Origin of the sequence: Hansschlegelia beijingensis, from assembly GCF_045505405.1 — a bacterium.
Taxonomy (GTDB): Bacteria; Pseudomonadota; Alphaproteobacteria; order Rhizobiales; family Methylopilaceae; genus Methylopila; species Methylopila beijingensis_A.
Window position 1 is genome coordinate 1 of the sequence record NZ_JBJKEX010000205.1, and the last position, 5,424, is coordinate 5,424.

Sequence of the window (5,424 nt, forward strand, 5' to 3'; positions counted from 1 at the left end):
TTCTTCAGCTTGCGGTTCTCGTCGTCGAGCGCTTCCAGCCGGCGGGCGTCGTTCGGAGATCGGAAGAGCACATGACGAAACCAGTCGAGCTCGGTGGGGGTGTAGCCGGTGTTGAGCGGCAGATAGACGGCGCCGGCCCGCACGCAGGCGAGGTAGAGGGTCAGCGCCTCCGCGCTCTTCTCGACCTGCACCGCCACCCGCTCGCCGGGCGCGACGCCCATGGCGACGAGCGCGTTGGCGAGCCGCGCCGAGCGGGCGAACAGGTCCGCATAGGTCCAGTCGCCGCGCGACGTCTCGAGGAACAGCGAGGACGGACCCGGCGCGGCCGCCCGGATGGCGTCGAACAGCCAGTTGCTCATGCGGCGTGCTCCGGCCTCGCGGAGCGCGGCTGCGTCGCTCGGGGCGCCGGCGCGAGGCGGTGGACTGCGGGCGAGGCGATCACCTCGCCGCGGCCGATGAAGGCCTCGTGGTTCTTCTCGATGTCGGACAGGTCGTAGAGGTAATTCACCATCATGCCATGCGCCTGGCGGAGGCCGCGGGGAGAGCGGTCTCCGAGAAAGTTGATGCGTTCGAGCCGCGCGCCGTTGCCGAGGTGGAACCGGGCCACCGGGTCGGCCGCGAGGCCGGCCGGATTCCTCGCCCGCAGCAGATAGGTCGCGGCCGCCCGGCAGAGCGCCGGCTGCAGCTCCTCTACGGCGTCGGGGTTCCTGTCCCAAGCGGGATCGTCGAGCGGCGCGAGTTGCGCGAGTTCGGCGGCGTCCAGCAGGTCCGGCCGCTCCGTCGCGCGCTGCCGCGACAACCAGGCCGCGAAGCCCGGCATCGGCGACAGCGTCACGAAGGTCGTGAGCCTCGGGAGGTCGCGGCGCAGATCGGCCACCACCTGCTTGATCAGGAAGTTGCCGAACGAGACGCCCCGCAGACCCTCCTGGCAGTTCGAGATCGAGTAGAACACCGCCGTGGTGGCGTCCTCCGCGCGGATCTGCGCGCGGTCCTCGTCGAGAACGTCGCTGATGGTGGCCGCGATCGACGTGGTGAGCGCGACCTCGACGAAGATCAGCGGCTCGTCCGGCAGGCGCGGGTGGAAGAAGGCGAAGCAGCGCCGGTCCACCGGCTGCACCCGGCGGCGCAGCTCGTCCCAGTCCTTGATCTCGTGCACCGCCTCGTAGCGGATGATCTTCTCCAGCACGTTGGCGGGCGTCGCCCAGTCGACCGGTTTCAGGACCAGGAAGCCGCGGTTGAACCACGAGCCGAACAGATGCGCGAAATCGGCGTCGACGGCGGCGAGTTCCGGCCGCTCCGGCAGCATCCTGAGCAGCGCCTCGCGCATCCGCACGAGCTGGCCGACGCCTTCGGGCGCGAGGTTGAGGCGCCGGATGATCTCCTGCCGGCGCGGCTCGGCGGCGGCGTGCAGCGCCCGCACCGTGTCCGCCGAGGGCTTGGCGCGGTGAGCGTCGATCGCGGTGTCGAGCCGGCGCTCGTCCGCGCCGAAGCGATCGAGCAGCATCGTCATGAACGCAGCCTGCTCGGGCCCGTCGAGCGATCGCCAGCGCTCCAGGATGAGGCTCGCGAGCGCCATGCCCGAGGCCTCGCCATTCCCGCCCAGCAGGCGCTCGCAGAGCTGCTCGAGCGAGGGGCGGGGCGCGTCGCCTCCGAACGGGGCGAGCGACAGGAGCTGACGGCCCCCCTCCGTGATGGCCTGCAGCATGTCGCCGAAGAAGGACGCGCCGCTCATGTGGCCGACCCCATCATCTGGTCCGGCAGCCAGGTGGCGATCTCGGGGAAGATGCAGAGGATCAGGATCGCCAGGAACATCACCAGCACATAGGGCAGGGAGCCCCATAGGATCTCCCGCGTCGGCACCTGCGGGGCGATGGCGTTGATGACGAACAGGTTGAGCCCGACCGGCGGGGTGATCAGCCCGACCTCCATGTTGATCGTCAGCACGATGGCGAACCAGTACGGATCGAAGCCGGCCTGGGTGACGATCGGGAACAGCAGCGGCGCCGACATCACGATCACCGCGACCGGCGGCAGGAACATGCCGGCGACCAGCAGGAACAGGTTGATGACCGCCATCAGCACCCAGCGGTTCACCTCCAGCGAGGCGATCGCGCTCGCGACCGTCTGCGTCACGAACAGCGACGACAGCGCGAAGCTGAACAGCTCGGCGGCGGCCATGATCATCATGATCATGACGCTCTCGCGCATCGCCGAGCCGAAGATCCCAGCGATCGGCCTGAAGCGGAACAGCCGGTAGGCGATGACCACGACGAGCAGGGTCAGCAGCGCCCCGGCGCCGGCCGCCTCCGAGGGCGTGGCGATGCCGCCGTAGAGCACATAGAGCGTGCCCGCGATGATCAGCAGGAAGGGCCCGATCCGCGGCAGCGTCTCGAGCTTCTGCGCGAGCGTGTAGCGCATCGCGCGCGCGCCGAACTCGAAGCCCTTCCGCTTGGCGTCGAACACCGCCCAGACCATGAACATCGCGGTCAGCATGATCCCCGGGATCACGCCGGCCATGAACAGCCGGCCGATCGAGGTCTCGGTGGAGATGCCGTAGACGATCAGCGTCACCGAGGGCGGGATCAGGATGCCGAGCGTGCCGCCGGCGGCGATCGAGCCGGTCGCGACCGAGGCCGGATAGCCCCGGTTCATCATCTCCGGGATGCCCATCTTGCCGATCGCCGCGCAGGTCGCGGGCGAGGAGCCGGTCATGCCCGAGAAGATCGCGCAGGCCCCGATGTTGGACAGCACCAGGCCGCCCGGCACTCGGTTCAGCCAGCGGTCGAGCGAGGCGTAGAGGTCCCCGCCGGCGGGCGAGGAGGCGACCGCCGCGCCCATCAGCACGAACATCGGGATCGACACGTAGGCGAGGTTGGCGATGCCGGCGAACATCGTCTCCGACAGCACGTAGAAGATCGGAAACCCGCCTTGCAGGACGAGCGCGCCGACGGCCGCGAGGCCGAGCGCGAAGGCGATCGGCATGCCGGTGGCGAGCAGGACGAACAGCCCGCCGACGAGCAGCAGTCCGGAGCTGACGGGGCTCATCGCACGGTCTCCTCGAGCGCGTGAGGCGCGACGGCGTGGGCCATCGCGATGTGCTCGGCCGCCGGGTCGGCCTGCGGCGGTTCGCGCAGCATCACGAGGATCTGCGCGACATACTGAAGGCAGAGCATCCCGAAGCCGACCGGCAGCGCCGACAGCGGGATCCACAGTCGCGGCGCCCAGACGCTCGAATGCTTCCAGCCGGCCGACCAGGCCTCCTCGAAATTGATGTAGCTCGCCGCCAGCATTGCGGCGCAGAAGGCGAGCCCGCACAGCGCCCCGATGATCCTGAGCACGCGCCGCGGCCTGGGCTTCAGCAGGAGCTCGACCACGTCGACCCCGACATGGCCGTTCTTGAGCAGGACGTACGGCGCGCCGAGGAAGACCGAGGCCGTCGCCGCGAAGATCACGAAGTCCGTCTGCCAGATCGTCGCGGCGCGGAAGACGTAGCGCACCAGGATCATCTCGCAGACCACCAGCATGGCGGCGATCAGCAACAGGGTGGCGACGATCGCGAGCAGCCGCGACAGCGCGCCGACAGCGGACACATAGGCGGAGATCATGCGGGCGCCCCGGGCCAGAGGGTAGGATCGGGCGGCGCCTCCGCCGCCCGCCGATGCGGCGCGGCTACTGGACCGCGAGCGCCTTCTCGATCAGCTCGCCGCCGCCCGGCACCTCCTTGGCGAACTTGTCGTAGGCGGAACTCTTCGCGACCGCGAGCCAGGCGTCGTAGTCGCCCTTCGACATCTCGACGACCTGGACGTTCGCCTTCTTGTAGGCGTCGATCATCTTCTGGTCGCCCTTGCGGATCTCGCCGTCGAAGAACGCTTCCGACTTCTTGCCCGCCGCAAGGATCGCCGCGCGCTGGGGCTCGGTCAGCCCGTCGAACACGCGCTTCGACATCAGCACCGGCTCATACATGAACCAGAGCGCGTTCTCGCCCGGCGCCGTCAGGCACTTGCCCTGCTCGAACAGGCGATAGGACACGAGGCTCGCCGAGGAGGTGTTGGCCGCGTCGAGCACGCCGGTCTGCATGCCGGTGTAGATCTCGGAGGACGGCATCGAGGAGATCGACGCGCCGGCCGCTGCCAGCATCTGCTCGAAGGCGGGGCCGGCCGCGCGCACCACCTGACCCTTGATGCTCTCGGGCGAGGTGATGCAGTCCTTCTTGGACACGAAGCCGCCGGACAGCCAGGCGTCGGCGATCACCACCACGCCGGCGTCGGAGATCAGCTTCTTGATGTCGGCCATGAAGGGCGAGTCGTTGAGCCGCTTCGCCCGGTCGAGATTGCCCACGAGCCCGGGCATCAGGGTCGCGGAGAACTGCGGGATCTTGCCGGACGCGTAGTCCAGCGGGAAGGACGACATGTCGAGCAGGCCGCGCGTGAGCGCGTTCCACTGGTCGTTCGGCTTGTAGAGCGACGAGCCCGGGAAGACCTGGATCTTCAGGCCGACATTGGCCGCCTCGACCTCCCGCGCGATGATCTGGACCATCTCGTCGCGAACGTCGCCCTTGCCGCCCGGAAACTGGTGCGACGCCTTGAGGACCGTGTCGGCCTGCGCCGCGGGCCCTGCGAGCGAGATGAATGCGGCCGCGCACGCGCCGGCCAGCAGAGTGAGACCTACTCTTCCCATCGTTCCCTCCTGCGCCGGCCATGTGTCTGGCCGTTCGCGCCAAGGTTGCGCCCCGATCGTCGACGCTGTCAAACGGTCTGCGCGCAGAACGCCGCATCCGTGTATACAAGAGGCGGGTGAAAGCGGAGCCCGGCATGGCCGACAATGCGGTGCGCAAGGTGCGCGACGAGATCGAGAACGCCATCGTGGCCGGGGAGTTCGCGCCCGGCTCGCGGCTCGACGAGGTCACGCTGTCAAAGCGCTTCGGGGTGTCGCGCACGCCGGTGCGCGAGGCGCTGATGCAGCTCAGCGCCACCGGCGCGGTGGAGCTCCGGCCGCGGCGCGGCGCGATCGTGGTCGATCACAGCCCGCAGCGCGTCTACGAGATGTTCGAGGTTATGGCCGAGCTCGAGGGGCTGGCCGGCGCGCTCGCGGCCCGCCGCTGCACGGCGTCCGACAGGGAGGCGCTGAGCGCGGCGCATGAGCGCTGCCGGGCGTCGGCCGAGGCCGGCGGCACGGACGCCTACTATTATGACAATGAGGAGTTCCACCACGCGATCTACGCGGCGAGCCACAGCGGCTTCCTGGCCGAGCAGTGCGGCGCGCTGCACCGCCGGCTGCGCCCCTACCGCCGCCTGCAGCTGCGCGTGCAGAACCGCCTGAGGGCGTCGTTCGACGAGCACGAGCAGATCGTGAAGGCGATCCTCGCCGGCGACGAGGAGGCCGCCCGCGCCCGGCTGCGGGCCCATGTGGTGGTGCAGGGCGACC

The 5,424-nt window shown here is 69.6% G+C and carries 6 protein-coding genes; 1 reads left to right on the forward strand and 5 read right to left on the reverse strand.

Features of this window, described 5'->3' with window-relative positions; genetic code table 11:
* The 5 genes from ACIKT0_RS12320 to ACIKT0_RS12340 form a co-directional block, all read right to left on the reverse strand.
* On the reverse strand, positions 1–359 hold a 359-nt coding region (locus ACIKT0_RS12320), incomplete at its 3' end, for an AMP-binding protein (protein ID WP_407105624.1).
* Positions 356–1,732 carry a malonyl-CoA decarboxylase gene (locus ACIKT0_RS12325; protein WP_407105625.1) on the reverse strand — a complete coding sequence of 459 codons (1,377 nt, stop codon included), beginning with the start codon at positions 1,730–1,732 and terminating at the stop codon, positions 356–358. The genes ACIKT0_RS12320 and ACIKT0_RS12325, both read right to left, overlap by 4 nt.
* Entirely contained in the window at positions 1,729–3,045 is a 1,317-nt protein-coding gene (locus ACIKT0_RS12330; protein ID WP_407105626.1) for a TRAP transporter large permease, read from the reverse strand. The genes ACIKT0_RS12325 and ACIKT0_RS12330 overlap by 4 nt, the downstream gene beginning before the upstream one ends.
* The gene (locus ACIKT0_RS12335) at positions 3,042–3,605 is read right to left on the reverse strand and encodes a TRAP transporter small permease subunit (RefSeq protein ID WP_407105627.1); all 564 of its coding nucleotides are present in this window, start codon (positions 3,603–3,605) and stop codon (positions 3,042–3,044) included. The genes ACIKT0_RS12330 and ACIKT0_RS12335 overlap by 4 nt, the downstream gene beginning before the upstream one ends.
* Positions 3,606–3,669: 64 nt before the next feature.
* Positions 3,670–4,677 (reverse strand): TRAP transporter substrate-binding protein, encoded by a 1,008-nt coding sequence (locus ACIKT0_RS12340; protein WP_407105628.1) that lies wholly within the window; start codon positions 4,675–4,677, stop codon positions 3,670–3,672.
* A 134-nt stretch (positions 4,678–4,811) separates the two neighbouring features.
* On the opposite strand from ACIKT0_RS12340, the gene ACIKT0_RS12345 reads away from it, so the two are divergent.
* Positions 4,812–5,424 (forward strand): GntR family transcriptional regulator (locus tag ACIKT0_RS12345; RefSeq protein WP_407105629.1); only part of this gene is annotated, 613 nt, incomplete at its 3' end.

Excerpts from the sequence above, each read along its gene's own strand:
- ACIKT0_RS12330 (WP_407105626.1), bottom strand. The coding sequence starts at position 3,045 with ATGAGCCCCGTCAGCTCCGGACTGCTGCTCGTCGGCGGGCTGTTCGTC.
- ACIKT0_RS12340 (WP_407105628.1), bottom strand. The coding sequence starts at position 4,677 with ATGGGAAGAGTAGGTCTCACTCTGCTGGCCGGCGCGTGCGCGGCCGCA.
- ACIKT0_RS12325 (WP_407105625.1), bottom strand. The coding sequence starts at position 1,732 with ATGAGCGGCGCGTCCTTCTTCGGCGACATGCTGCAGGCCATCACGGAG.
- ACIKT0_RS12335 (WP_407105627.1), bottom strand. The coding sequence starts at position 3,605 with ATGATCTCCGCCTATGTGTCCGCTGTCGGCGCGCTGTCGCGGCTGCTC.